Origin of the sequence: Streptomyces sp. NBC_00503 (genome assembly GCF_036346895.1) — a bacterium.
GTDB lineage: Bacteria > Actinomycetota > Actinomycetes > Streptomycetales > Streptomycetaceae > Streptomyces.
The window spans coordinates 239802-263142 of sequence record NZ_CP107856.1 but is presented as its reverse complement, the minus strand read 5'-3'; the positions used below and the strand labels follow the sequence as shown (position 1 = coordinate 263142).

Sequence of the window (23341 nt, the reverse complement as noted above, 5' to 3'; positions counted from 1 at the left end):
GCATAGCGAACGCTCTCTATGTTCTAGAGTGGAGTGACGGCCCTCCATGTGACGGCTTTGGCAAGTCGGCGTTGTGCCCCGCGCGACAGAGGTCGCAAGGTGCTCCAGCGGCCGACCGGCCGTCGCCCCCCGGCTCCCCGACTCGATCGGAGAACGTCCATGGCGCAACAGCAGAGAGCCATGCGGACCCGCTCACTCCTCGTCCACGCGGCATCGACCCAGTTCGACCGCTCCGGCTACGAGGGCACGACGCTCAACCAGATCAACCGGCTGGCCGGGATCTCCATGGGGGCGCTGACCTTCCACTTCCCCACCAAACAGGCGCTCGCCGAGGCCGTGCAGCAGCAGGGCCGCGCCCTCGTCCGGGAAGCGGTCGCCGGAGTCGTCGCCCGCCCGCGCCCCGCCCTGGCCACCGGGATCGCCCTGACCCTCGCGCTGGCCCGATTACTGGAGGACAACGTCGAAGTACGCGCCGCCGCACGGCTGGCCCGCGAATGCCCGCCGTCCGTAGCCCCCTGGTCAGCCGACTGGCTCCCCGTCGTACGCGAGCTCTTCCACCAGGCGCAGAACGAGTGCGGCCTGCGCCGCGACAGCGACCCCGACGCCCTCGCCGCACTGGCGGCCCACCTCGTGGCGGGCGCCGAAATACAGGTCCGGGGCGGTGGAGTGGCCCTGATGACCGGCAACCACTCCGGCCCGGGGGAGGAGCTCGCGCAGATCTGGCGCGTGGTCCTGCGCGGACTGATCGTCAAGAACATCGGCGAGTACGACGAGGACCTCGCATGAGCACCCCGTCCGGCATCCCCGCGGAAGCCCCCACCGAGGTCCCCGCCGAGGCCCCGGCCGTCGAGCCCTGGGTGCGGATCGGGGTGCTCGGGCCGCTCTCCCTCGTCGTCGACGGGGAGGACCGCACCCCCAGCGCCCCCAAACCCCGCCAGCTGCTCGCCCTGCTGATGCTCAACGCCAACCAGATGGTCCGGGCCGGGGAGTGCATCACGGAGCTGTGGGGCTCCCACCCGCCCAAGACCGCGCTGTCCACCCTGCAGACCTACGTGCTCTACATCCGCCAGATCCTGCGCGGCGGAGCCACGGACCGCAGCTGCAGCCTGATCACCCGCAACCAGAGCTACCAGCTCGGGGTGGCCCCGGAGGCCAGCGACCGGCTCCGCTTCGAGAACCTCGCCCGCCTCGGCCGCGAGGCCGTGGCCACCGGCGACCCGGTCCGGGCCTCGCGCCTGTTCGGCGAGGCCCTCGAACAGTGGCGCGGGCCCGCACTGGCCGACGTACCGGCCGGAGCGGTCGGATCCCCGCACGTCGTGGAGCTCGAAGAGGCCCGCAAGGGCGTACGGGAATGGCGGGTCGAAGTGGACCTCCAGCTCGGCCGCCACCGCGAACTGCTCACCGAACTCGCGGGCCTGTCCGCCCAGCACCCCACCCACGAGAACATCCACGCCCAGTACATGCTCGCCCTCCACCGGTCCGGTCTGCGGCCCGAGGCGCTCGGCGTGTTCCAGCGGCTCCGCTGCCGGCTGGGCGACCACTTCGGCATCGAACCGGTGCCACGGCTGAGACGCCTGTACGAGGCGATCGACGCCGATGATCCCGTGCTCCGCGCGCCGGCGGGTGCACTGCACGCCACATGAGCCGGCGGTCGGCGGAGCCGCCGCGCCCCGGCACTCCGCAGCAACCAGCAACCCTTTTCCCGGGGACGGTGTTTCGTTAGTGATGGACAAGGTGGCCGAGCAGTTAACGGACCTGCTGGCGACGGATCTCGACGACGGTTTCACGGAACTGGTCAGGGTCCACGCCAAGGGTGTGCACGCGTTCCTGCTGCGCGTGTCCGGATCAGCCGCGGAGGCGGACGATCTGGGTCAGGACACGTTCCTGCGCGCCTACACGGCGTTGCAGACGTACTCGCCGGCCCGGCGCCGGGAGCTGCGTCCGCGCGCCTGGCTGATGACGATCGCGGCGAACGTATGGCGCAATCATGTACGCAGCAGCATGCGGCGGCCGGTGTCGGCCCTGCGCATCGACGATGCGCAGGACAGCTGGGCCGACACCGGCCCCGGACCGGTCGAGCGCGCCGTCAACTCCGACGACCGCGGCCGACTGGTCGCGGCACTGTCGGAGCTGCCGGAGTACTACCGGATACCGGTCGTACTGCGGCACGTGGTCGGGATGAGCTACGCGGAGGTGGCCCAAGTGCAGGGATGCCCCGTGGGCACGGCCAAGGCACAGGTATCGCGCGGCATGGGGGACCTGCGCCGCCTGCTGGCGCCGGAGGAGGAGCTGAAGGAGGTGGCTACGTGAGCGGAAACGATCATGAGGGGTCATCCGCGCCACCCGTGGCGGGCGACCCCGGACAAGAGCTGGGCAGCCCGCCGGCTCCCGTGGACTTCGCGCTGCGGATCCTGCAGCGCGTGGGCATTCCCCGCGAGCGCTACGACACCTACGTCCGGCTGGAGACACCGGCGGGCGCACTGTTCGTGGCGTTCACCCCGGAGAGCGTCAGCGGATCCGCGCTGGGCGGCGCCGGGCTGACGGCCGAGCGGTTCGAGGAACTGCACCGGGCCCGGACCGGCCGGTCCGCGATCCCCACCCCCAAACCCTTCCCCGGCCTGGTGGGAGCCCTGCGCACCGGCCGGGCCCGGAGCCTGCCCCTGGACCTGGCCGCCGTGGACCCGGTGGACGCCGCCGTGCTCGAGGCCGTACGGGCCGTCCCGCACGGCCAGCTGCGACCGCTCTCCTGGATCCTCCGGGAAGCCGGACTGCCGTCCCCGGACGCCCTCGACGGCATTGCGGGCTCCCTCGCCCGCAACCCGTTCACGGTGCTCGTCCCCTGCCACCGGGTCACCTACGAGAACGGCTCCCCCTGCGACTGCGGGTACCTCCCGGCCACCGGCGACGCCCTGCGCGACGCCGAGGGCATCGACCGGGCCGAGGTGGACCAGTGGTCGCGCAGCGGCTCGGTGTTCCTCGGCAGCGACACCACCCGCATCTACTGCCACCCCACCTGCGCCCACGCCCGGCGCATCACCCCGCCCCACCGGGTGCCGTTCGCCACCGCACGGGACGCCCGGCAGGCGGGATACCGAGCCTGCAAGAGCTGCCGGCCGCTGCCGGTCTGAGCACGATCGCGCCCAAGGAGTCCCCACATGCCCAGTACCGCCCGTGCCAGTGCCGCCGCCCCCGAGAGCGTCGGCGCCGCCTCACCGGGCGTCGCGCGGACCAGCCACGCGACGGCCATCGGAGAGCTGAGACTCGCCGCCACCGACCACGCGCTGGTGTACTGCGGATTCCAGGACCCCGACACCGTGGACCTGCGGATCGCGCGGGCCGGACTGACCCGGACGCCGCAGGCCCGGTGGACACCGCGCCAGAGCGAACTGCTCGCGGACGCCCGGACCCAGATCGACGAGTACCTCGCCGGCACGCGGCGCTCCTTCACGCTGCCGGTCGACCTGGTCCTGGCGACGCCGTTCAGCCGCCAGACCGTCCTGGCCCTGGACGCGTTCGTGCCCTACGGCCGCACCGCGACCTACGCCGAGCTGGCCGGGGCGCTCTCCCGCCCCCGGGCGGCGCGGGCGGTCGGCACGGCCCTGGGCGCGAACCCCCTGTGCGTGGTCCTGCCCTGCCACCGCATCGTCGCGTCCGCCGGAGGCCTCGCCGGATACGCCGGCGGGGTCGAGGCCAAGAAGTACCTCCTCGACCTGGAGGAATCCGCCTGACCCCGCTGCCCCCGGAGGCTCCGGAGGCCGCACCGAAGACCGGGGCGCCAGGTTCCGTTCCCCCGCGATCTGGCGCCCCATTCCCCTACTTCTCCGGGTCCACGTCGAGGTTCCGGTGGATCTCCAGGGTCGCGGTGGACTTGTTGAGGGTGATGTAGTGCAGGCCCGGCGCGCCTTCGGCGAGCAGCCGCTCGGCCATCGTCGTCGCGTACGCGACGCCGATCCGGTGCCCCTCGGCCGGATCGTCCTTGGCCGCTTCGAGCCTGTGCCCGAGCGCGTCGGGGAAACGGGCGTCGCTGAGCTCGGCGAAGCGCCGGATCTGACGGAAATCGGTCGCCGGCATGATCTCCGGGATGATCGGAGTCGCACAGCCGATGGCGGCGAGCCGGTCGCGCAGCCGCAGGTAGTCCTCCACGTGGAAGAACATCTGCGTGATGGCGTAGTCGGCGCCGGCCCGGCACTTGGCGGCGAAGTGGTGGATGTCCTCGCTCCAGGAGGGGGACCGGGGGTGCCGCTCGGGGAAGGCGGCGACGCCTACCGTGAAATCTCCCAACTGGCGTATGAGCCGTACGAGTTCATCGGCGTGGCGGAGGCCTTCGGGGTGCGGGGTCCACCGGCCCTTGGGGTCGCCGGGCGGGTCGCCGCGCAGGGCGAGGACGTCGCGGATTCCGGCGTCGGCGTACTGGCCGATGATGTGGCGCAGCTCGGCGACCGAATGCCCGACCGCGGTGAGGTGGGCCACGGGGCGCAGCGTGGTCTCGGCTGCGATGCGCTTGGTCACCTCGATGGTGCGGTCGCGGGAGGAGCCGCCGGCTCCGTAGGTCACGGACACGAAGGAAGGCGCGAGGGCCTCGATCCGGCGGATGGCCGCCCAGAGCGTCCGCTCGCCGGCATCGGTCTTCGGCGGGAAGAACTCGAACGAGAAGCTCTTGCGGCCCTGGGCGAGGAGTTCACGCACGCCGGGGGCGACGGCTGGGGCAAAGGCCATGGTCAAACTCCGTGTCAGCGTGCGTTGAAGTACTTGGCTTCGGGGTGGTGGATGACGATGGCGTCGGTGGACTGCTCGGGGTGGAGCTGGAATTCCTCGGAGAGGTGGACGCCGATCCGCTCGGGCTTGAGGAGGTCGGCGATCTTCGCGCGGTCTTCGAGGTCGGGGCAGGCGCCGTAGCCGAGGGAGAAGCGGGCTCCGCGGTACTTGAGGTCGAACATGTCTTCGACCTGGGTGGGGTCCTCGCCGCCGAATCCGAGCTCTGCGCGGACGCGGGCGTGCCAGTACTCGGCCATGGCTTCGGCGAGCTGGACGGACAGTCCGTGGAGTTCGAGGTAGTCGCGGTAGGAGTCGGCTTCGAAGAGCTTGGCGGTGGCCTCGCCGATCTTCGAGCCGACGGTGACCACCTGGAGGCCGACGACGTCGATTTCGCCGGATTCTTCGGGGCGGAAGAAGTCCGCGAGGCACAGGCGGCGGCCGCGGCGCTGGCGGGGGAAGGTGAAGCGGGTCCGCTCGTTGCCGGCCTCGTCGAGGATGATCAGGTCCTCGCCCTTGGAGACGCACGGGAAGTAGCCGTAGACGACGGCTGCTTCGAGGAGGTTCTCGGTGTGCAGCTTGTCGAGGAGCCCGCGCAGACGGGGTCGGCCCTCGGACTCGACCAGTTCCTCGTACGTGGCTCCGCCCGCACGGGCCTGCTTCAGGCCCCACTGGCCCTTGAACAGGGCGCCTTCGTCGAGCCAGGAGGCGTAGTCCTTGAGCGGGATGCCCTTGACGACGCGGGTGCCCCAGAACGGCGGGGTGGGGACCGGGTTGTCGATGGCGGTGTCCGAGCGGCCGCCGGGCTGCTCCACTTCCTCGATGTCGACAATCGGCGCGGCGCGCTTGGAGACGCGGCGCTGCTTGAGTTCGGGAAGGACGACTCCGGGGACCCCGCGTTTCACACCCATCAGGGCGTCCATGAGGCGCAGGCCTTCGAAGGCGTCGCGGGCGTAGCGGACTTCGCCCTCGTAGATCTCGTGGAGGTCCTGCTCTACGTAGGCGCGGGTCAGGGCGGCGCCGCCGAGGATGACCGGGTAGTCGGCTGCCAGCTTGCGCTGGTTGAGCTCCTCCAGGTTCTCCTTCATGATCACCGTGGACTTCACCAGGAGACCCGACATGCCGATGACGTCGGCCTTGTGCTCCTGGGCGGCTTCGAGGATTGCGGAGACCGGCTGCTTGATGCCGATGTTGACGACGTTGTAGCCGTTGTTCGTCAGGATGATGTCGACGAGGTTCTTGCCGATGTCATGGACGTCGCCACGGACCGTGGCCAGCACGATCGTGCCCTTGCCGTCCGCATCCGACTTCTCCATGTGCGGCTCGAGGTACGCCACGGCGTTCTTCATGACCTCCGCCGACTGGAGGACGAACGGCAGCTGCATCTGGCCGGAGCCGAAGAGCTCGCCGACCACCTTCATGCCCTCCAGCAGGGTGTCATTGACGATCGCCAGGGCCGGACGCGTTGCGAGGGCCTCGTCCAGGTCCGTTTCGAGGCCGTTCTTCTCGCCGTCGATGATGCGGCGCTGCAACCGCTCGTCCAGCGGCAGTGCGAGGAGTTCCTCCGCGCGGCCTGCCTGCATCGACTTCGTGTTCACACCCTCGAAGAGGGCCATGAGCTTTTGCAGCGGGTCGTAGCCCTCGCTGCGTCGGTCATAGATCAGGTCGAGGGCGGTGCCGACCTGATCGTCGTCGAAGCGGGCGATCGGGAGGATCTTCGAGGCGTGCACGATCGCCGAGTCCAGGCCGGCCTTGACGCACTCGTCGAGGAAGACGGAGTTCAGCAGCACGCGGGCGGCCGGGTTCAGGCCGAAGGAGATGTTCGACAGACCGAGCGTGGTCTGGACGTCGGGGTGGCGGCGCTTGAGTTCGCGGATCGACTCGATCGTCGCGATGCCGTCCTTGCGGGACTCCTCCTGACCGGTGCAGATCGTGAACGTGAGGGTGTCGATGAGGATGTCCGACTCCCGGATCCCCCAACGGGTGGTGAGATCGGTGATCAGGCGCTCGGCGATGGCGACCTTGTGTTCGACCGACCGTGCCTGGCCTTCCTCGTCGATGGTCAGGGCGATCAGTGCGGCGCCGTGTTCCCGGGCCAGGGCGGTGACCTTCGCGAAGCGGGATTCGGGGCCGTCGCCGTCCTCGTAGTTCACCGAGTTGATGACGGCGCGGCCGCCGATCTTCTCCAGACCCGCCCGCAGGACGGGAACCTCCGTGGAGTCCAGGACGATCGGCAGGGTGGAGGCGGTCGCGAAGCGGCCGGCGAGTTCCTGCATGTCGGCGACACCGTCGCGGCCGACGTAGTCCACGCACAGGTCGAGCATGTGCGCGCCCTCGCGGATCTGGTCGCGGACCATCTCCACGCAGTCGTCCCAGCGGGCTTCGAGCATCGCGTCGCGGAACTTCTTCGACCCGTTCGCGTTCGTCCGCTCACCGATCGCCATGAACGAGATGTCCTGACGGAACGGCACCGTCTGGTACAGCGAGGACGCACCCGGCTCGGGCTGGGGCGTGCGCTCGGTGGCAGCCGCGCCCCGCACCCGTTCCACGACCTGGCGCAGGTGCTCGGGGGTGGTGCCGCAGCAGCCGCCGACCAGGGAGAGCCCGTAGTCACGGACGAAGGTCTCCTGGGCGTCGGCGAGCTCGGAGGCCGTCAGGGGGTAGTGGGCGCCGTTCTTGCCGAGGACGGGCAGGCCGGCGTTGGGCATGCAGGAGAGCGGGATACGGGAGTTCCGTGCGAGGTAGCGCAGGTGCTCGCTCATCTCGGCGGGGCCGGTGGCGCAGTTCAGGCCGATCATGTCGATGCCCAGCGGCTCCAGAGCCGTCAGCGCCGCACCGATCTCCGAACCCAGCAGCATCGTGCCGGTCGTCTCCACCGTCACCGAACAGATCAGCGGGACGGAAAGACCCAGCGCCTCCATCGCACGCCGGGCGCCCACGATCGCGGACTTCGTCTGGAGCAGGTCCTGGGTGGTCTCCACGAGGAGTGCGTCGGCGCCGCCGGACAGCAAGCCCTCCGCGTTGACCTGGTAGGCGTCGCGGATGGTCCCGTAGCCGATGTGGCCGAGCGTCGGGAGCTTGGTGCCCGGGCCCATGGAGCCCAGGACCCAGCGCTGCTGACCCGTAGAAGCAGTGAACTCGTCGGCGACCTCACGGGCGATCCGGGCACCGGCCTCGGAGAGCTCGTAATTCCGCTCCGAGATCTCGTACTCCGCCAGGGCCGCGTAGTTCGTGCCGAACGTATTCGTCTCTACGCAGTCGACACCGGCCCCGAAGTACTCCCGGTGCACGTTCGCCACGATGTCGGGGCGGGTGACGTTCAGGATCTCGTTGCAGCCCTCCAGCTGCTCGAAGTCCTCCATCGACGGATCCTGCGCCTGGAGCATCGTCCCCATCGCGCCGTCCGCGACGACCACCCGCGTCGCCAGTGCCTGCCGCAGTGCTTCGATCCGGACGGTGCTCATGTCGTGGACCCCTGGAGCCGGTGCTCCACGTCCCGGGCCGCGTCCGGGCCGTAGGCGTTCTCGATGCGTAGCGTGAGGTCGGCTGCGGAGAGCTTGTACTCCTGGGTGCCCACCGATTCCAGGACGACCGTGGCGATCGCGCAGCCCAGTTGCGCAGCCCGTTCGGGGGTCCACCCCCAGGAGACGCCCGCCAGGAACCCCGAGCGGAAGGCGTCGCCGGCCCCGGTCGGGTCGGCGATGGACGTGGTCGGGACGGAGGGGATCAGCTGCGGGGGTTCGCCGGAGCGGGCGATCCTCGCGCCCTCCGGGCCGAGGGTGGTGATCCAGCTGCCGACCCGGCCGAGGACGTCCTCCTCGCTCCAGCCCGTGAGCTGCTGGAGCAGGGCGGCCTCGTACTCGTTGGTGAACAGGAACCGGGCCCCGTCCACGAGCTGCCGTGCCTCCTCGCCCGTGAGGCGGGCGAGTTGCTGGGAGGGGTCGGCGGCGAAGGGGATGCCCAGCGTGCGGCACTCCTCGGTGTGCCGGAGCATCGCCGCGGGGTCGTTGGGGGCGACGACCACGAGGTCCAGCGGGCCGTCCGCCGACGCCGGGGCCAGGGAGATCTCCCTGGCCGCGGACATCGCTCCGGCGTAGAACGTGGCGATCTGGTTCTGGTCGGAGTCCGTGGTGCACACGAACCGCGCCGTGTGGAGGGTCGCGCTGACCAGGACGAGGGTGGTGTCCACGTCGTGTGCGTGCAGCCATTCGCGGTACTCGGCGAAGTCCGCGCCCACGGCCCCGGCCAGCAGCGGCCGTACGCCGAGCCGGCCGAGGCCCAAGGCGATGTTGGCGGCGACGCCACCGCGCCGGATCTCCAGTTCGTCGGCGAGGAAGGACAGTGACACCCGGTCCAGTTGGCCGGGGATCAGCTGGTCGGCGAATCGCCCGGGGTAGACCATCAGGTGGTCGACGGCGATGGAACCAGTGACGGCGATGCGCACGGATTTCTCCTTGGGGCCTTCGGCGGTCGCGGGTCGCGAGTGGGGGGAGACGGGGGCGGTTTACAGGCCCGCGGCGATGCGGAGCCGGTCGGCGCGGTCGGTGCGCTCCCAGGTGAAGTCCGGCAGCTCGCGGCCGAAGTGGCCGTACGCGGCGGTCCGGGCGTAGACCGGGCGCAGCAGGTCGAGGTCCCGGATGATCGCGGCGGGGCGGAGGTCGAAGACCTCGCCGATCGCGTCCTCGATCTTCTCCACGTCCACCTTGTGCGTGCCGAAGGTCTCGACGAAGAGGCCTACGGGCTCGGCCTTGCCGATGGCGTAGGCGACCTGGACCTCGCACCGCGAGGCGAGACCGGCGGCGACCACGTTCTTGGCGACCCAGCGCATGGCATAGGCGGCGGAACGGTCCACCTTGGACGGGTCCTTGCCGGAGAAGGCGCCGCCGCCGTGGCGGGCCATGCCGCCGTAGGTGTCGATGATGATCTTGCGGCCGGTGAGGCCCGCGTCGCCCATCGGGCCGCCGATCTCGAAGCGCCCGGTCGGGTTCACCAGGAGGCGGTAGCCCTCGGTCTCCAGCTTGATGCCTTCCGCGGCGAGCTGCGCCAGTACGTGTTCGACCACGCTGCGCCGGACGTCGGGGATGAGCAGTCCGTCCAGGCTGACATCGGTGGCGTGCTGGGTGGAGACGACCACGGTGTCGAGGCGGACCGGCTTGTCCCCGTCGTACTCGATGGTGACCTGGGTCTTCCCGTCGGGACGCAGGTAGGGGATCGTCCCGTCCTTGCGGACCTCCGACAGGCGGTGCGAGAGCCGGTGCGCGAGGTGGATCGGGAGCGGCATCAGCTCGGGGGTCTCGTCGCAGGCGTAACCGAACATCAGGCCCTGGTCGCCCGCGCCCTGCCGGTCCAGCTCGTCCTCCTGGCCAGTGGCCGAGCCCTGGACCCGCTGCTCGTACGCGGTGTCCACGCCCTGCGCGATGTCCGGGGACTGGGCCCCGATCGACACCGACACACCGCACGAGGCGCCGTCGAAGCCCTTGACGGAGGAGTCGTAGCCGATCTCCAGGATCTTCTGGCGCACCAGCTGCGCGATGGGCACGTAGGCCTTCGTCGTCACCTCGCCCGCGATGTGCACGAGGCCGGTGGTGATGAGGGTTTCCACGGCCACGCGGGAGGTCGGGTCGGCGGCGAGGAGCGCGTCCAGGATCGTGTCGCTGATCTGGTCGGCGATCTTGTCGGGGTGGCCTTCGGTCACGGACTCGGAGGTGAACAGACGGCGGGACATGTCACTCCTGGGGAAGGGTGCGGGCGTGCGGACGGGCGTGCGGACGGAGGTGTGGGCTGGTGTGCGGGCCGGCGTCCGGGCCGAGGGCCCGGTCGACGAGGAGTCCGGCGGCTCCGGTGTACGCGGCCGGGTCGAGCAGCGCGGCCAGTTCGGCGTCGCCGAGGTGGGCGCGGACCTCCGGGAGGGCGGCGAGTACGGAGTGGAGCGGGCTGCCCTCCCGGTCGGCGGTCAGCGAGGCCTCGGTGAGCAGCTCCTTGGCCCGGATCCGGCCCAGCCGCGGGGCCAGCACCACCGCAACCCGCTCGGAGACGACCTGGCTGCCGGTGAGCCCGAGGTTGTTCCGCATCCGGTCCGGGGCGACGACCAGCCCTTCGGAGAGTTCCACGGCGGTGTGCGCGGCGCCGCCGGCCAGTCGCAGGCATTCGCGGAGCAGCGACCACTCGGCGTGCCAGACCCCGGCGGAGCGCTCGTCCTCGGTGACCAGGCACTGGGTCAGCGCGCCCGCGAGGGCCGGGACCTGGAGGGCGGCGGCGCGGATCAGGGTGGAGAGCACCGGGTTGCGCTTGTGCGGCATGGCGGAGGAGCCGCCGCGCCCGGCCACTGCCGGTTCGGTGACCTCCCCGACCTCGGTGCGGGTCAGCGACTGGACGTCGACCGCGATCTTGCCGAGGGCTCCGGTGGTGAAGGCGAGGGCCGCGGCGAGGTCGGCGAGCGGGATGCGCAGGGCGTGCCAGGGCAGGACGGGGCGTGCCAGTCCGGTCTCTTCGGCGAAGGCGTCGATCAGCCGGTCGGGATAGGTGACGGGGTCGGCGCCGGCCAGGGCCGCGTACTCCGCGTACCCGGCGAGGGTTCCGGCGGCCCCGCCGAGGGAGACCGGCAGGGTGTCCTCCAGCGCGGCCAGCCGCCGGTCGGCCTGGAGGACCAGCTCGCGCCACCCGGCGGCCTTGAGCCCGAAGGTGGTGGGTACGGCGTGCAGGGCCAGGGTGCGCCCGGCCATGGCGGTGTCGCGGTGGAGCGCGGCCAGCGCGGCCAGGGCCTCGGCCGACCGGCGCAGGTCGGCCCGGATCAGGCGCAGGGCCCGCAGGGCGACCAGCATGGCTCCGGTGTCGAAGACGTCCTGGCTGGTGGACCCGCGGTGCACGTACTCGGCGGCTGCCGGGTCGCTGCGCGCCACCCGCAGCCCGAGTTCCCGTACGAGCCCCACCACGGGGTTCGCCGTTTCCCGGGAGGCGAGTGCCAGGGCCCGTACGTCGAAGGCCGAGGCGTCGGCGGCCGCGGTGATGGCCTCGGCCGCGGAGCGGGGCAGCGTGCCGAGGGCCGCCTGGGCGCGGGCCAGGGCCGCCTCCGCGTCGAGCATGGCCTGGAGCCAGGCCTCGTCGGCGACGGCGGCTTCGACGGGGGTGCCCGCGCGGACGGGGGACAGCAGCCCGGTGTCGGCTCCCGCTGCGGGTGCGACTCCGGGTGCGGCTGTCATATCGCCACCTCCGAGAAGTCGGCCCCGTCGAGGTCGATCTCGTCGAACCCGCCGTCGGCCTCGTCGGCCTCGCCCGGGTCCGGACCCGAGGCCGGGAGCAGGGACAGCACCGCCCGGGCGATCGCGTCGGAGTCGCCCAGGGTCACCGAGTTGACCCCGGGCCTGATGCCCGCGGCCGTCACCCAGTGCACGGCCTCGGTGGGCACCCCGTAGGCGAACCGGCGCGGATGGGCGCGGCCGTCCGCGTCCAGCACCCGGTACGGGCGCTCGGTGACGGACAGCCCGCCCGTCTCGTAACTCGACCCGCAGGTACCGGCGATGCGGTACGGGGTGATCTGCCCGGTCGCCAGCAGGTGCGCCAGCAGCGGATCGGCGGTGCGCCGTACGTCCGGCTCCGGCAGCCGGGCCTCGATCAGGACGCGGGCGCGCACCGGCTCCCCGCCCACCCGGTCGGAGGTGGCCTCGAACTCGGGGCCCTCCCCGCCCTCGGCGGCGATCCGCACCCGCATGCCCGGACCGACGAGGGAGACGACCCCGGCTTCCACCAGAGCGATGAGCTCCTCGATGCGCGAGGCGGGCGGGCCGATCGAGAGGAACGCGTTGAGCGGGGTGTACCAGCCCTGCAGTTCGTCCCGGTAGGAGTTCCCCTCGAGCCTGCCGTGGTCCACCACCAGCCTGATTTCGTTGCGCAGGTCCCGCAGGACGTCCAGGGCCGATTTCAGCGGGCCGCTGACGTTGCCGGCGCGGGCCTCGCGCACGTCCGAGGCCAGGTGTTCCAGCAGCCAGGCGTGGAAATCGTCCCGGTCGGCGAACACCCGCCGCCCGTAGGGCAGGGAGAGCTCCTCCCAGTCCCAGCGGTCGGCCGCGGTGATCCCGTACTCGTCCAGGAGCTTGTGCTCGTCCTCGCCCGCCGGGACGGACAGGTAGCGGTCGACGAGGGCGGCGCGCTCCGGGTCCCGCCCGGCGGCGGTCAGCAGCGTCCCGTAGTAGACGCTCTCCACCTCCTTGGCGATCAGCGGCCACACGTCGGTGCCGAAGTGCACCCGCTCGCCGTCCACGGCCCGGCCCGCCAGCTCCGCGATCAGCTCCGGGGTCAGCAGCCGGGGCAGGTAGCGCCCGTGGGCGCCCTTCTCGTTCTCGCCGCGCGCGTGGTACGGGATCCCGCGCCGGGAACCCGCGTAGAGCTTCGGCTCGCGCCCCGAGGGGACGTAGCGCAGCCGGTCCCCGGTGGACCCGGTGCGTTCGAAGCGGCCGCCGCGGCCGACGGTGAGCAGAGCCATGTGGTCGAAGAAGTTGAGCCCCAGCCCGCGCAGCAGCACGGGCTCGCCCGGGGCCGGGTACCGCAGTTCCACGTCGGCGGGATTGGCCGGCAGCACGTGCGTCAGCTCCAGGGACCGCGCCTCCTCGAAGGTCCGGGCCTCCTCCGCGGTGGGCTCGGCCGGTACGTGGCCCAGGGCGAGCACCACCGCGTCGAGCCCGGTGAGCACGGTCCCGTCGGACAGCCGCAGGGTCTGGGGCCGGCCGGGCGCACCACCGGGCGGGCCGTCGTCGAGGGAGGTGGCCCGGGCCCGGTGCACGTGGATGGCGACGTGCCGGGGCGCGCCCCGGACCACCCGGTCGAAGCTCTCCTCCAGGTAGCGGCCGTAGAGGGCGCGGCTGGGGTACGAGTCGGGACCCAGCCGGCGCGCCTCGGCGAGGAAGGCGGTGCTCTCGGAGCCGGCGCTCCCGGAGCCCGCGTCCCCGGTCCGGGAGAGCTCCGAGGACCACTCGTAGAGGCTCGGCCCGTCCTCGACGGGTCCGTTCATCTCCACGCTGTGGTCGGTGTAGACCGTGACCTGGGAGGCCACGGTGTTCATGAGCAGCTGCCGCGACTGCGCGGTGCGCCAGACCCTTCCCGGTCCGGCCCGGAAGGGGTCGACCACGTGGACCGTCAGCGCGGAACGGGAAGGGGACCTGCGCTCGTTGGCGCAGATCCGCTCCAGCACCGACAGGCCGCGGGGCCCGGCACCGACTATGCAGACCGTGAGTTCCCCGCGGCTCATCCGGCTCCTCCGATACGGGTGGTGGTGGGCGGGGCGGGGACGCGCGTACTCACGCGACGGCCGCGACCAGCAGGCTGGTCTCAAGGGAGAGGGCGTGCACGGACTCCAGGCGCAGCCCGGCCGATGCGAGGACGGCGCGGTACCCGGCGAGGTCGCGCTCGCGCCCGCCCGCGGCCATGAGCAGGTGCAGGTCGTACAGGAGCGGCAGCAGCGTCTCCCCGTCGTCCGGGACGACCCGTTCGAGGATCAGCAGCCGGCCCGACTCGGGCAGGGCGGCGCGGATGTGGGAGAGCAGGGCCGTGCACCGCGGGTCGTCCCAGTCCTGGAGGACCCGGGAGAGCAGGTAGACGTCCGCGCCCGGCGGCACGCCCTCGAAGAGGTCGCCCGCCAGGGCCTCGTAGCGGCCCCGGCCGACGGCCTCGTCGAGGTGCGTCCGGGCCACGGGCAGCATGTGGGGCTGGTCGAAGAGGATGCCGCGCAGGTGCGGATGGGCCCGCAGGACGGTGCCGAGCAGCATGCCGCTGCCGCCCGCCACGTCGACGACCGTGCGGCAGTGCGTGAAGTCGAACGCGTCGAGCACGTCGGGGAAGAAGACGTTCCCCGCGTTCATCGCCCGCTGGAACTTCGCACCGGCCTGCGGGTCGCGCAGGTACTCGTGCAGGGTCTTGCCGAAGGCGTGCTGGAATCCCGAGGTACCGGTCCGCACGGCCGGTTCGACCGCGCCCCAGGCCCGGTGGAACTCCTCGCCGTAGATGCGGATCATGTCCCGCATGGACTGGGGGGAGTCCGCGCGCAGCAGCTCCCCGGCGGGGGTCAGCCGGTAGCCGCCGCTGCGTGGGGCGCCGGGGGTGTCGCCGTCGGCGTCGCTGCCTGCGGCCTCGCCGGTCCGTTCGCCGGGGGTCCGCTCGAAGACGTCCATCGCGGTCAGCAGGCGCATCAGGCGGCGGATGCCGTCGGGGCTGGCCTGCGTACGGGCGGCGAGGGCCTCGTCGGTGACGTCTCCGGCCGCCACGTGGTCGGCGAGGCCGAAGGCGACCGCCGCGTAGAGGGCCTGCGCCTGCCACGTTCCGGTGATGATGTCGACGACCCGGCGGACTGCTTTCTGGTCGGGCATGATCGGTCCTTTGTCGGTCAGCTGGCTGACGAGGGATCAGGCGGCGGACGGGCGGGCGGACGGGTCGGCGGCCGGGCTGGCCGCCGGGCCGGCGGACCGCACGGCCTGGCGCTCGCCCGGCCGTTCCCCGGAGGAGGGGCCCGCCGCGGCGGCCTTGGCGACGGTCTTGGTGGACGGTCCGCTCAGCACGTCGCGGTGGCGCTCGCGCAGGACGCGCTTGAGGACCTTGCCGGTCACTCCGACCGGGAGGTCCTCGCGCGCGGAGACGAGGACCAGGGCGTTGAGCCGGGCCAGGCCGGCGCCCTCCAGGGCCGTGTTGCAGACGGACAGCAGGTCGGCGGCGCTGCGCTGGACCCCGTCGGCGTAGTACACGACCGCGGCCGGGCAGGACGAGCCGGGCAGCTGCGGATCGGCCACTGCCACCACCGCCGCGTCCAGGGCCCGGGTGGAGTTCAGCACGACCTCTTCGAGGGGCAGGCTGTGGACGTCCCCGGCCGCCGCCTTGATGACGTCGGGGGTGCGGTCCAGGTGGTACCAGTTGCCCTCGGTGTCCTTGCGGACGATGTCGCCGGTGAGGAAGTAGCCGCTGAGCAGCGACTCCTTGTTCAGCGCCGGGTCGTCCCAGTAGCCGGGGGTGACGCTCGGGGTCCGGACGCCGAGCAATCCGGCCTGCCCGGGCGGCAGTTCGCGGCCGTCGGCGCCGAGCACGGCGGCCTTGCGCACCACCTTCGCGGGGGTGCCGATGAACCGTCCGTAGTGCGTGCTCCGCGCGGTGTGGGCGGCCTTGAAGAGGACCATGCCCATCTCGGAGGAGCCGAGCCCGTCGAGGTAGACGGAGCCGCCGTCGGCGGTCCCCGTACCGCTGTCGCCGAGGGCCACGAGCGGCCGGATGTGCCGTTCGTGGGAGGCGTCGCCCATGCCGTTCCAGGTGCGGACGCTCCGTGCGGCCTCCGGACGGATGGCGGTGGGGTCGATCTCGGCGAGGGTGAGGGGGAACCCCAGAACGATCGTGGGCCGGAACCCGTTGATCGCGCGGGTCACCCGGTCGCCGTCGGCGCCGTCCAGGACCAGGGTGGGGATGCCCAGCAGCAGGGCCATGGACAGGTAGCTGATGCCGGCCGAGTGGCTGTGCGGCAGCGCCGTGAGCAGCCGGTCGCTGCGCAACGAGGGGAAGGTCCACAGCCGTTCGCGCTTGCCGATGAAGAAGGACCGGTGGTGGAAGACCGGGGCCTTGGGCCGGCCCGTGGTCCCCGAGGAGTGGGAGATCATCACGAGGTCGTCGGCGGCGTGCCGGTAGGGGTACGAGGCCGGCGGCGCGGGCGGTCGCACGGCGTCCGCGTCGAGGGCGTGGACGTCCTGGAGTTCGGGGGCGTTCGCGCCGGCGGCCTGCCAGGCCGAGGTGAGGTCCCCCAGCAGATCCCCGTCGCCGACGACGAGCGTGGTTCCGGTGCGCAGGAAGTACTCGGAGGCGGTGCGGGGTTCCATGCGCGGATTGCAGTGGACGGCCGCCGCGCCCAGGCTGGTGACGGCGATGTGGTGCAGCAGGCCGAACAGCCCGTGGCGGGTGTACAGGCCGACGTGGGAGGAGGGGGTCACACCCTGCTCGCGGTACCAGTGCGCGTACCGGATGACGGTGCGGCGGATGTCGTTGAGGGACAGCCCGCGCAGCTCCCGGTCCTCCCAGCCCGGCTGTTCGGTGTCGGGGTGGAAGAGCAGCGGCCGGTCCCGGTCACGGGATATCTCCCAGGCGTGCCAGAAGAAGTTCCCGGCGCCGAGTTCACGGTCCGCGGTGAGGCGCAGGCGTTGCACAACGGATCGGTGCGTGCCAAAAAGAAACATGGAATACCTCACACTCCGCTGAGGGCTTCGGGAAGTCGGGCCCGGTCCGGCACCGAGTGTCCAGGTGGCATCTAAAGATCCTCTGGAGAGGAAATCCGCGTAATTCCCCAACAGGCCTTCCATTAATCCTTCAGAAGGGTTTGCGAGGATGCGGCGCGTCCCGTATTCGAAAGTGACTCAGGCTGGAGGCCGGTTCGATGGACCGTCCCGCGCGTACGCAGGTCGCCATCGTGGGGGGCGGTCCCGTCGGGCTGCTCCTCGCGCTCTTCCTCGACCGCCACGGAGTGGAGTCGGTCGTCTTCAACACCGGGCAATCGGTACCGGCCGAGCCCCGGGGCAGCACCCACGGAGCCCGCACGATGGAGCACTACCGGCGGCTCGGGCTCGCCTCCCGGGTGCGATCGCTCGGTCTGCCCGGCGGGCACAGCGCCGGGATCTCCTTCTTCACCCGCTACGACGGCCACCTGCTCGCCGACCTCCGCTGGCCCGGCGCCGACGAGGTCCGCGCCGGTGTGGCGGCCTCGGAGCGCACCGACCAGCTGCCCGAACCGATGCACCGGGCCAACCAGATGTACGTGGAGCGGCTGCTCTGGGACCGGGCCCGGACCCGGCCGAACATCACCCTGCGCTACGGACACCGGGTCACCGCGATCGCCGAGTCCGCCGTACCCGGGGGAGCTTCCGAGGCCGCCGGGTCCGCCGGTTCCGCCGCCGAATCCGGCCACATCACCCTCACCGAGCAGGGCCCCGACGGCGTGTCCCGCACCTGGCGGGCTGCCTTCGCGGTCGGCTGCGACGGCGGCCACGGCCTTGTACGGCGCTCGCTGGGCATCGCGTACACCGGTGAGGGCACCCTCGACCAGGACGTCCTGGGCCGCCGCGCCACGGCCGCGCACCTGCGCGTCCCGGGGCTGCGCGGCGGCTTCCTGCGCGAGCGGGCCGGCTGGAGCAACTGGGTCTTCAACCGCGATCTGGCCCTCAACCTGATCGCCCTCGACGGCGCCGACGAGTACTTCCTGCTGACCAGCTCCGCAGACCCCGACGACACGGACGACGAGGCGATCGCGGCCCTGGTCAGGCAGGCGGCCGGGGTCCCGCTGGAGGTCGAGGTCCTCAGCCGCCGCGCCTGGACCCCCGGCGCGGCCCTGGTGGCCGAGCGCTTCGGGGCGGGCCGGACCTGGCTGGCCGGGGACGCCGCGCACCTGTTCACGCCCAACGGCGGCTTCGGCATGAACACCGGAGTGGACGACGCGGCCAACCTCGCCTGGAAGCTGGCCGCCGCGGTCCAGGGCTGGGCGGGCCCCGGGCTGCTGCCCTCCTACGAGTCGGAACGGCGCCCCGTGGCACTGCGCAACACGGCCGCCGCGCGCGAACTGAACGTGGGGCTCGGGGCCATCGACCGGCCGGCGGCCTTGGAGGCGGACACCGCCGAGGGGGCCGCCGCCCGGGAGAAGACCGGCGCGCGGCTCGCCGAGTACGGGCTGCTCACCCTGGCCACCACCGGAGTCCAGCTGGGCGCCCGTTACGACGCGTCACCGATCGTGGACGCGGCCGGGGACGTCCCGCCGCCGGACGACTTCACCTCGTACACCCCCTCCGGGGTCCCGGGCGGCCGCGCCCCGCACCTGTGGCTGGGCGAGGGCCGGGGCGAGGGCGACTCCCTCTTCGACCGTTTCGGCACCGGGTTCACGTTGCTGAGCCTGTGCGTGCTGCACCAGGACACCTCCGGCTTCGAGGACGCGGCCCGCGCCGCCGGGATCCCGCTCACCGTGGTCCGGGTCGAGGACCCCGCCGCGCGCGAGCTCTACGAGCGCGACCTGGTCCTCGTACGGCCGGACCAGCACGTGGCCTGGCGGGGCAACCGGCCGCCCCGGGACCCGGCGGAGCTGCTGGCGCGCGTCACCGGGCATTGACCGGGCGTTCCCTTTCCCTCCACTTCGCGGTCGGCAGCGGAGCCCCGTATTCCGATTATCCGGAATGGGCGGGGCTCCGTACCGGATTTCCAAGTTGCCAAAGTGGTTCCCGAGTTCGCCGCCCGGTGGCGGATTATCGCTACGGTCGAAGGGTTCCTGGCCGGGTGAATATCCGTGGAGGGGTAATGCGTTTCTCTGTACTCGGGCCCATGTGCGTCACTGAAAACGGGGAGGACAGAACACCCAGCGCGCCCAAGCACCGCCAGATGCTCGCCCTCCTGCTGATGAACGCCAACCATGTGGTCTCGATGGCCCAATTCGTCGAAGAGCTCTGGGAGTACAGCCCACCGCCCAGCGCCGTCGCCGCCGTCCACACCTACGTCATGCAGCTGCGCCGGATCCTCCAGGGCTCCGGCCCCGCGACCGGCGCCGGCGCCTGCCGGCTCGTCACCCGCGACCAGGGCTACGTGCTCCACGTCCAGGACGGCGAACTCGACCTGCACGCCTACGAGCGCCAGGTCCGCGCCGGCCGCGCCGCCCTCGACGCGGGCCACCTCGAGGCGGGCGCCCGCCAGATCCGCACCGCCCACGCCCTGTGGAGCGGCCAGGGCCCCGTGGACGCACCCGCCGGCCCGCTGCTGCGGGCCGCCCTCGCGGCCATGGAACGGGACCGGCTGGAGGCCATGGTCCTGCGGGTCCGCGCCGAGCTGCGGCTGGGCCGCCACCACCAGCTCCTCGCCGAGCTCTGCGCCCTGGTCCACCAGGACCCCGCCAACGAGCAGCTCACCGGCCAGCTGATGCTGGCCCTGTACCGCTCGGGCCGCCAAGCCGACGCCCTGGCCGCGTTCCACCGGCTGCGCCGCACCCTGCGCGAGGAGCTCGGCACCTCCCCCGGCCAGGGCATCCACCGGCTCATCACCGACATCCTGTGCGGCCACCCCCGGCTGGAGCCGCCCACCGAGGGCGAGCTGCGGCTGTCGCTGGACGCCGTGGTGCCCAGGCCCCGCCGCGCCACCGCTCAGCCGCGCACCGGGACGGGCGGCTGGTCGGAGGCCAGGCCGGTGCTGCTGGGCGCGTAGCCGCCGGGCACGACGGAGGTGGGCACGGCAGCGGCGGCCGCAGTGGCGCCGGGCACAGCAGCGGCGGCCACAGCGGCGCCGGGCACGGCCGCAGCCGGTGCGGCGGTGGCGGCCACGGCCGTCTCCCGCCGTACGGGGCCCAGCCCGAACCGGGCCGTGAGCGCGGCGCACGCCATCAGCGCGGCGCACACCCAGAACGCCCGCGCCACTCCCGAGGTCAGCGCCACCGGATCCACCGGGCCGCCGCCCGCGTGAGCAGCCGCTCCGTAAGCGCTCACGGCGAGCGCGAGCCCGAGGGCGGCGCCTATCTGGCCGGCGCACTGCACCACACCGGCGGCCGCCCCCACGGCGCACCGGCTCACCCCGGCCACGGCGGCCGTCTCGCAGGCCATCCAGAGGAACGGCAGCCCCGCGCCGACCAGGGTCAGCCCCGGCAGCAGCCCCGTGGCGTACGAGGACGCGTACGAGACCTGCGTCAGCAGCAACAGGCCCGACCCGCTCAGGGCGCAGCCGGTCAGACAGGGGATCCGGGGGCCGAAGCGGCCCAGCAGGCGGCTGCACAGCCGCCCGACCAGGATCACCCCGCCGACCACCGGCAGCAGCGCGCAGCCCGCGGTCCAGGCGGCGTACCCGTGCACCTCCTGCATGTACACGCTGCCCAGGAACACCACGGGACCGGTGGCCGCCGCGACGAACACGATGCCCAGCGCGCCCGCGGCCAGCGAGCGGTCCCGCAGCAGCACGGCCGGCAGCAGCGGGTCGGCGGCCCGTGCCTGTCTGCGCAGGAACAGCGCGGCCAGCACCCCCGAGACGGCGAACATCCCCCAGGTGCCGGCCCCCAGTCCCCGGTCCGCGGTGCCCACCAGCCCGTACACCAGGGCCAGCAGCGCGCCCACGAGGCTCAGGGCCCCCGGGACGTCGGGGGAGGAGGCGCGCGGGCGGGCCCCGTCGGGGGGACAGAGACGGCGGGCCGCGACCAGCGCGGCGAGCGCGACGGGCACGTTGAGCAGGAAGGCCCAGCGCCAGCCGAGCTGACTGACCACCAGCCCGCCCGCCATCACCCCGGCGACCGAGCCGATCCCCCCGCACGCCGCCCACAGGGCCAGGGCCCGGCGCCGCTCGGGCCCGCCCGCGACCGAGGTGAGCAGGATGCACATGGCCGCCGGCACCATCGCGGCGGCGGCCACCGCCTGCCCGGCGCGCGCCAGCAGCAGCACCGGCCCGTTGGGCGCGGCCCCGCACACCGCCGAGGCGGCCGCGAAGGCGGCCAGCGAGACGAGGAACAGCCGCCGGGATCCAGCCCGGTCGCAGAGCCGGCCGCCCAGCAGCTGGAGCCCGCCGATCAGTAGGACGTACAGGTTGGTCACCCAGTGGGCGCCGGTCAGGCTCATGCCGAGGCCGTGCCGGATGTCGGGCAGGGCCAGGACGACGAGTCCGGCGTCGGCGTTCGCCAGCAAGGGGGCGAGGGACACCAGGATCACCACCGACCTGCGCGAAGCGAGCTGCTCGGTCGAGGGCATGGGGGCTCCTGGGAAGCGTGAAGCGGGGGAGGGGTGTGTGGGTCAGAACCCCGCCGCCCGGTCCGCGGTTGCACCGGGGAGCCGGTGCGACCCGTGTCGCGCGACCCGTGCAACCCGATGGAAACCACCGGTGTTCAAAGGGTGAGAGCGCACGGCAGAGCTCTCCCCCTCCCTCCTGGGTGCGGGCCCGATACACAGAGAAGGAAAACCATGGATCTCCAGCTTTCCGGCCGCGTCGCAGTGGTCACCGGTGCCTCCAAGGGCATCGGCCTGGCCGTCACCCGCTCGCTGCTCGAAGAGGGCGCGAAGGTCGTGGCGGTTTCCCGCAAGAACACCCCCGAGCTCGAGCAGCTCGCGGGTCCGGACCTGCTGCACGTCTCCGCGGACCTGATGGACCCGCAGGCTCCCGCCGAGGTCGTCGCCCGCGCCGTCGAGCACTTCGGCGGCCTCGACATCCTGGTGAACAACGCGGGCGGCCCGCCCCCCGGCGTCTCGATGCCCCGTACGGGCTTCTTCGACAGCAGCGACGAGCAGTGGGCCGCGATCTTCGAGTTCAACCTGTACTCGGCGGTCCGCGCGATCCGCGCCGCCATCCCCAAGATGCTCGAGCGCGGCGGCGGCTCCATCATCAACGTCTCCACCGGCATGGCCCGCCAGCCCGCCCCCGTCAACGTCGAGTACAGCGCGGCCAAGGCCGGTCTGTCGAACCTCACCCAGTCGCTGTCCGAGGAGTTCGGCGGCCAGGGCATCCGCGTCAACACGGTCTCCCCGGGCGCGGTGCTCACCGCCTGGTGGACCGAGGAGGGCGGCGCGGCCGACATCATCGCCGGCATGGCGGGCGCCGACCGCGACAGCATCATGGAGTCCATCGCCCCGCAGATGATGGGCCAGGTCACCGGCCGCCTCGTCGCCCCGCAGGAGGTCGCGGACGCGATCCTGCTGCTGGCCTCGCCGCGCTCGGCGAGCACCACGGGCGCCGACTTCGCCGTCGACGCCGGCTTCGTCAAGACCTTCTGACCCGACCTTTCGGTACGCACTCCCCACCCAGGAACCGCTCACCGAGCGAAAAGGACCCCGGCGGCCGTGAGGCCACCGGGGTCCTTCGTTCGTACGGGGTCCCGCGCGGGCCGGGAGCGGCCCGCGCGGATCGCGCCGGCCGGGTCAGCCGCGCCCGCTCGGCGCGCCCAGCCGGGCGGCGACCACGTCGGGCAGCTCCTCCGGCTCGGCCACCTCCAGCGGGCGCCGGTTCATGTAGTCGGGGTTGCAGGCCTGGTAGCCGAGCATCCGGGCCAGCGGCGCCAGGGCGCCGTTCACCAGGCGCTGGACGGGCCAGGGGCGGTCCGTGAACCGCAGTACGTCGGAGAACTCGCGCATCGTCACCGCGTGCTGGAGCAGGCTCGGCCGGCCCTCGGCGTCGGTCTTGCCGTCCTGGGCGAGACCGAAGAGCTGGCGCAGGATCAGCTGCTCGAAACGGTCGGCCCGGTTGACCAGTTCCACCACCGCGAAGGAGGTCTCCTCCTCGGTGTTGCCGAACCACCGGTGCTCCGTGCCGGCCGGGACCGTGACGGTCTGGCCGAGCTCGTCGAGGATGATGTCGCGCCCGTCGATGTGCACCCGCAGACTGCCGCGGACCAGGGTGAAGATCTCCTCGCTGAACGGGTGCACGTGGTAGCCGGCGGCGAAGCCGCCGGGCTCCACGTAGAGGTCCATGACCGCTCGCTCGCCGCCGGTGTGTGCCGCGGGAGTCCGTATGACGATCTTCTCCCGGCACCGCGGGTTGTAGTAGACCTCGCCCGGGTGGACAGCCATGTCTCCTCCAGAGGGGAACGCTCGACCGGCCATCCGGTGAGCCGCGTTGTCCCCCCAGGCTGGCCCCGGCGGGC

18 protein-coding genes are annotated in these 23341 nt (G+C 72.4%); 8 read left to right on the top strand and 10 right to left on the bottom strand.

The window, feature by feature from the left end; translation table 11 throughout:
* The first annotated feature begins 159 nt into the window (after nucleotides 1–159).
* From OG490_RS38460 to OG490_RS38440, 5 genes are all read left to right on the top strand, one after another.
* Nucleotides 160–786: a TetR family transcriptional regulator gene (locus OG490_RS38460; RefSeq protein WP_330301393.1), complete on the top strand. Its 627-nt coding sequence runs from the start codon at nucleotides 160–162 to the stop codon at nucleotides 784–786.
* Nucleotides 783–1643: an AfsR/SARP family transcriptional regulator gene (locus OG490_RS38455; RefSeq protein ID WP_330301392.1), complete on the top strand. Its 861-nt coding sequence runs from the start codon at nucleotides 783–785 to the stop codon at nucleotides 1641–1643. Before OG490_RS38460 ends, OG490_RS38455 begins: the two co-directional genes overlap by 4 nt.
* Nucleotides 1644–1725: 82 nt before the next feature.
* Nucleotides 1726–2310, top strand: a complete 585-nt coding sequence (locus OG490_RS38450) for an RNA polymerase sigma factor (protein WP_330301510.1) — start codon at nucleotides 1726–1728, stop codon at nucleotides 2308–2310.
* The gene (locus tag OG490_RS38445) at nucleotides 2307–3128 is read left to right on the top strand and encodes an Ada metal-binding domain-containing protein (RefSeq protein ID WP_330301391.1); all 822 of its coding nucleotides are present in this window, start codon (nucleotides 2307–2309) and stop codon (nucleotides 3126–3128) included. Before OG490_RS38450 ends, OG490_RS38445 begins: the two co-directional genes overlap by 4 nt.
* Before the next feature lie 27 nt (nucleotides 3129–3155).
* The gene (locus OG490_RS38440) at nucleotides 3156–3728 is read left to right on the top strand and encodes a methylated-DNA--[protein]-cysteine S-methyltransferase (RefSeq protein WP_330301390.1); all 573 of its coding nucleotides are present in this window, start codon (nucleotides 3156–3158) and stop codon (nucleotides 3726–3728) included.
* An 85-nt stretch (nucleotides 3729–3813) separates the two neighbouring features.
* On the opposite strand, the gene metF is transcribed toward OG490_RS38440, so the two are convergent.
* Genes metF through OG490_RS38400 form a run of 8 tightly spaced genes read right to left on the bottom strand, consistent with a single transcriptional unit; the run spans nucleotide 3814 to nucleotide 16916 of the window.
* Nucleotides 3814–4716 carry a methylenetetrahydrofolate reductase [NAD(P)H] gene (gene metF, locus OG490_RS38435; RefSeq protein ID WP_330301389.1) on the bottom strand — a complete coding sequence of 301 codons (903 nt, stop codon included), beginning with the start codon at nucleotides 4714–4716 and terminating at the stop codon, nucleotides 3814–3816.
* Nucleotides 4717–4730: 14 nt separating this feature from the next.
* Complete coding sequence (gene metH / locus OG490_RS38430) at nucleotides 4731–8216, bottom strand: methionine synthase (protein ID WP_330301388.1); 3486 nt, start codon at nucleotides 8214–8216, stop codon at nucleotides 4731–4733.
* Nucleotides 8213–9196: a carbohydrate kinase family protein gene (locus tag OG490_RS38425; RefSeq protein WP_330301387.1), complete on the bottom strand. Its 984-nt coding sequence runs from the start codon at nucleotides 9194–9196 to the stop codon at nucleotides 8213–8215. Before OG490_RS38425 ends, metH begins: the two co-directional genes overlap by 4 nt.
* 60 nt (nucleotides 9197–9256) lie before the next feature.
* Nucleotides 9257–10477, bottom strand: coding sequence for a methionine adenosyltransferase (gene metK / locus OG490_RS38420; protein ID WP_330301386.1), 1221 nt, complete (start codon nucleotides 10475–10477; stop codon nucleotides 9257–9259).
* 1 nt (nucleotide 10478) lies between these two features.
* Nucleotides 10479–11951, bottom strand: a complete 1473-nt coding sequence (gene pcaB, locus OG490_RS38415) for a 3-carboxy-cis,cis-muconate cycloisomerase (protein WP_330301385.1) — start codon at nucleotides 11949–11951, stop codon at nucleotides 10479–10481.
* A complete protein-coding gene (locus tag OG490_RS38410; protein ID WP_330301384.1) occupies nucleotides 11948–13993 on the bottom strand; it encodes an FAD/NAD(P)-binding protein in 2046 nt (681 codons plus the stop codon). The genes pcaB and OG490_RS38410 overlap by 4 nt, the downstream gene beginning before the upstream one ends.
* Before the next feature lie 49 nt (nucleotides 13994–14042).
* A complete protein-coding gene (locus OG490_RS38405) occupies nucleotides 14043–15107 on the bottom strand; it encodes a methyltransferase (protein WP_330301383.1) in 1065 nt (354 codons plus the stop codon).
* A gap of 36 nt (nucleotides 15108–15143) precedes the next feature.
* Nucleotides 15144–16916: a class I adenylate-forming enzyme family protein gene (locus OG490_RS38400; protein WP_330301382.1), complete on the bottom strand. Its 1773-nt coding sequence runs from the start codon at nucleotides 16914–16916 to the stop codon at nucleotides 15144–15146.
* 227 nt (nucleotides 16917–17143) lie between these two features.
* Between OG490_RS38400 and OG490_RS38395 the strand changes: the two genes are divergently transcribed.
* On the top strand, nucleotides 17144–18859 hold the full coding sequence (locus OG490_RS38395; protein WP_330301381.1) for an FAD-dependent monooxygenase: 1716 nt from the start codon (nucleotides 17144–17146) through the stop codon (nucleotides 18857–18859).
* Between the two features lie 209 nt (nucleotides 18860–19068).
* Nucleotides 19069–19938 carry an AfsR/SARP family transcriptional regulator gene (locus tag OG490_RS38390; RefSeq protein ID WP_330301380.1) on the top strand — a complete coding sequence of 290 codons (870 nt, stop codon included), beginning with the start codon at nucleotides 19069–19071 and terminating at the stop codon, nucleotides 19936–19938.
* Here OG490_RS38390 and OG490_RS38385 read toward each other — a convergent pair.
* On the bottom strand, nucleotides 19878–21458 hold the full coding sequence (locus OG490_RS38385) for an MFS transporter (protein ID WP_330301379.1): 1581 nt from the start codon (nucleotides 21456–21458) through the stop codon (nucleotides 19878–19880). The genes OG490_RS38390 and OG490_RS38385 overlap by 61 nt on opposite strands.
* Nucleotides 21459–21668: 210 nt before the next feature.
* On the opposite strand from OG490_RS38385, the gene OG490_RS38380 reads away from it, so the two are divergent.
* On the top strand, nucleotides 21669–22475 hold the full coding sequence (locus OG490_RS38380; RefSeq protein ID WP_330301378.1) for an SDR family NAD(P)-dependent oxidoreductase: 807 nt from the start codon (nucleotides 21669–21671) through the stop codon (nucleotides 22473–22475).
* A gap of 144 nt (nucleotides 22476–22619) precedes the next feature.
* Here OG490_RS38380 and OG490_RS38375 read toward each other — a convergent pair whose 3' ends face one another.
* Nucleotides 22620–23267, bottom strand: a complete 648-nt coding sequence (locus OG490_RS38375; protein WP_330301377.1) for a cupin domain-containing protein — start codon at nucleotides 23265–23267, stop codon at nucleotides 22620–22622.
* Between the last annotated feature and the right edge of the window lie 74 nt (nucleotides 23268–23341).

Coding starts and splice junctions, on each gene's coding strand:
- OG490_RS38395 (WP_330301381.1), top strand. CDS start 17,144: ATGGACCGTCCCGCGCGTACGCAGGTCGCCATCGTGGGGGGCGGTCCC.
- OG490_RS38380 (WP_330301378.1), top strand. CDS start 21,669: ATGGATCTCCAGCTTTCCGGCCGCGTCGCAGTGGTCACCGGTGCCTCC.
- OG490_RS38410 (WP_330301384.1), bottom strand. CDS start 13,993: ATGAGCCGCGGGGAACTCACGGTCTGCATAGTCGGTGCCGGGCCCCGC.
- OG490_RS38440 (WP_330301390.1), top strand. CDS start 3,156: ATGCCCAGTACCGCCCGTGCCAGTGCCGCCGCCCCCGAGAGCGTCGGC.
- metH (WP_330301388.1), bottom strand. CDS start 8,216: ATGAGCACCGTCCGGATCGAAGCACTGCGGCAGGCACTGGCGACGCGG.
- metK (WP_330301386.1), bottom strand. CDS start 10,477: ATGTCCCGCCGTCTGTTCACCTCCGAGTCCGTGACCGAAGGCCACCCC.
- OG490_RS38385 (WP_330301379.1), bottom strand. CDS start 21,458: ATGCCCTCGACCGAGCAGCTCGCTTCGCGCAGGTCGGTGGTGATCCTG.
- metF (WP_330301389.1), bottom strand. CDS start 4,716: ATGGCCTTTGCCCCAGCCGTCGCCCCCGGCGTGCGTGAACTCCTCGCC.
- pcaB (WP_330301385.1), bottom strand. CDS start 11,951: ATGACAGCCGCACCCGGAGTCGCACCCGCAGCGGGAGCCGACACCGGG.
- OG490_RS38450 (WP_330301510.1), top strand. CDS start 1,726: ATGGACAAGGTGGCCGAGCAGTTAACGGACCTGCTGGCGACGGATCTC.
- OG490_RS38455 (WP_330301392.1), top strand. CDS start 783: ATGAGCACCCCGTCCGGCATCCCCGCGGAAGCCCCCACCGAGGTCCCC.
- OG490_RS38390 (WP_330301380.1), top strand. CDS start 19,069: ATGTGCGTCACTGAAAACGGGGAGGACAGAACACCCAGCGCGCCCAAG.
- OG490_RS38375 (WP_330301377.1), bottom strand. CDS start 23,267: ATGGCTGTCCACCCGGGCGAGGTCTACTACAACCCGCGGTGCCGGGAG.
- OG490_RS38460 (WP_330301393.1), top strand. CDS start 160: ATGGCGCAACAGCAGAGAGCCATGCGGACCCGCTCACTCCTCGTCCAC.
- OG490_RS38405 (WP_330301383.1), bottom strand. CDS start 15,107: ATGCCCGACCAGAAAGCAGTCCGCCGGGTCGTCGACATCATCACCGGA.